This window comes from Acidovorax sp. HMWF018 (genome assembly GCF_003061035.1).
Lineage (GTDB): Bacteria > Pseudomonadota > Gammaproteobacteria > Burkholderiales > Burkholderiaceae_C > Acidovorax > Acidovorax delafieldii.
In genome coordinates, this window is the sequence record NZ_QAIM01000506.1 from 1 (window position 1) to 2147 (window position 2147).

Sequence of the window (2147 nt, forward strand, 5' to 3'; positions counted from 1 at the left end):
CCAGCCCTGGCGGATCACGCGGATCATGCGGTGTAGTCCGCCAGCAGCGCCGCATAGCGGCCCGTGGCCACCAGCAGCAGGTCGCACAGCTCGCGCGCCGCACCGTCGCCCCCGCGCGCCTGGGTGACGAAGTGGGCCGCGTGGCGCACCTCGGTCTGGGCGTTTGCGGGCGCGCAGGCAAAGGCGCTGCGGCGCATCACGGGCAGGTCGGGCCAGTCGTCGCCCATGGCAGCGGCCTGCGCCCAGGTCAGGCCCAGGGTGGCCAGAATCTGCTCGGCGGCGGGGCGCTTGTCTTCAGTGCCGAACACAGCGTGCTCCACGCCCAAGGCCTTGAGGCGCACACGCAATGGGGCAGAGTCGCGGCCGGTGATGACGGCGGGGGTGATGCCTGCCTTTTGCAGCAGCTTGAGGCCGTGGCCGTCCAGGGTGTTGAACCGTTTGAGGGTCTCGCCCGTTTCGCTGAAGTACAGGCCGCCGTCGGTGAGAACACCGTCCACGTCGAAAAAGGCCACGCGCACGCCCTGGGCACGCAGCAGCAGCTCCGGGTCAATCTGCAGGGCAGGAGAGGGAGAGGTCTGAGGAACCAGCGCCATCGTCAGATCACCTTCGCCCGCATCAGATCGCCGATGTGCACCGCGCCCACCAGGGCGCCCGCTGCGTCCACCACCAGCACGCTGGTGATGGCGTGGGCTTCCATCATTTCGGCGGCGTCCACGGCCAGGGCGTCGGGGGCAATGCGGCGCGGGTTGGCGTGCATGACCTGGGCTGCGGTGGTGGACCGCAGGTCCGCCCCGGCCTCGATGCGGCGGCGCAGGTCGCCGTCGGTGAAGATGCCCAACAGCTGCCCGTCGGCATCGACAATGGCCGAGGCGCCCAGGCCCTTAGCGCTCATCTCGCGCATGAGGTCGCTGAACGAGGCATCGGGGGCCACGCGCGGCACCTCGGTGCCCGAGCGCATCACGTCGCTCACATGGGTGAGCAGCTTGCGGCCCAGCGCGCCGCCGGGGTGTGAGCGGGCAAAGTCTTCGGGGCGGAAGCCCCGGGCGTCCAGCAGGGCCACAGCCAGCGCGTCGCCCATGGCCAGCTGGGCCGTGGTGCTGGCGGTGGGGGCCAGGTTCAGCGGGCAGGCTTCGCGCGCCACGCTGCAGTCGAGCACCAGGTCGGCATAACGCGCCAGGGTGGACTGCAGGCCGCCCGTCATGGCGATCATGGGCGCGCCCAGGCGCCGCAGCACGGGCAGGATGGCCGTGAGTTCGCCACTTTCGCCGCTGTTGGAGATGGCCAGCACCAGATCGTCGCCGGTGACCATGCCCAGGTCGCCGTGGCTGGCCTCGGCAGGGTGCACAAAAAACGCGGGGGTGCCGGTGGAGGCCAGTGTGGCGGCGATCTTGCGCCCCACGTGGCCACTTTTGCCCATGCCCATCACCACCACGCGGCCCCGGGCCTGCAGCACCATCAACACCGCCTGGGCAAACACACCATCCACGCGGGCCGCCAGGCCATTCAGGGCCTCCACCTCGATGTGGAAGGTCTCGCGGGCCAGGCGCAGGGCCTGGTCGGCATCAAAAGGGGGCAGCGCGGCGGGGGCGGGAGTCATGCAAGGATTCTATCGACCGGGCATGCCTGCCGGGCCGTCGCATGGGCCAAGTCCACTGGCACGGTCCGTGCATCCGGGTAGAAAAGCCCTTGCCCGGCCCACAAGGCTTGCCAGACTTGCACAAACAGGGAGGCAGCAGCGGCCTGCAGCCCCGGCCAATGGCTTGCTTGAATCCTGTGTTACACAACGCAAGCCTCGGATAGCATCGAACCCATGTCTTCTCTCGCCCTCACACTGCTTTACCTGCTGGCCGCGGTGCTGGGCGTGGTGACCTGCCGCAGCCTCAAGCTGCCGCCCATGCTGGGCTACCTGGCCGCTGGGGTGCTCATTGGCCCGCACGCGCTGGCACTGGCGCAAAACTCCGAAGGGGTGCGCCACCTGGGCGAGTTTGGCGTGGTGTTCCTGATGTTTGCCATCGGGCTGGAGTTCAGCCTGCCCAAGCTGCGTGCCATGCGCAAGCAGGTGTTTGGCCTGGGGCTGATGCAGGTGGTGCTGACGATGGCGGTCGTGTCCGGCATGGCACTGGCGCTGTCGCGCTGGGCGGGTGGGG

Annotated in this window: 3 protein-coding genes; 1 reads left to right on the plus strand and 2 read right to left on the minus strand. The window is 69.3% G+C overall.

Features of this window, described 5'->3' with window-relative positions:
* Positions 1-23 precede the first annotated feature (23 nt).
* Together DBR23_RS21490 and DBR23_RS21495 are read right to left on the minus strand one after the other, a co-directional pair.
* Positions 24-593, minus strand: a complete 570-nt coding sequence (locus DBR23_RS21490) for an HAD family hydrolase (RefSeq protein ID WP_108499540.1) — start codon at positions 591-593, stop codon at positions 24-26.
* A 2-nt stretch (positions 594-595) separates the two neighbouring features.
* Positions 596-1597 (minus strand): SIS domain-containing protein, encoded by a 1002-nt coding sequence (locus DBR23_RS21495; protein ID WP_108499541.1) that lies wholly within the window; start codon positions 1595-1597, stop codon positions 596-598.
* 213 nt (positions 1598-1810) lie between these two features.
* On the opposite strand from DBR23_RS21495, the gene DBR23_RS21500 reads away from it, so the two are divergent.
* A partial coding sequence (locus DBR23_RS21500) for a cation:proton antiporter (RefSeq protein WP_199227772.1) occupies positions 1811-2147 on the plus strand: 337 nt, incomplete at its 3' end.

Coding starts and splice junctions, on each gene's coding strand:
- DBR23_RS21490 (WP_108499540.1), bottom strand. CDS start 593: ATGGCGCTGGTTCCTCAGACCTCTCCCTCTCCTGCCCTGCAGATTGAC.
- DBR23_RS21495 (WP_108499541.1), bottom strand. CDS start 1,597: ATGACTCCCGCCCCCGCCGCGCTGCCCCCTTTTGATGCCGACCAGGCC.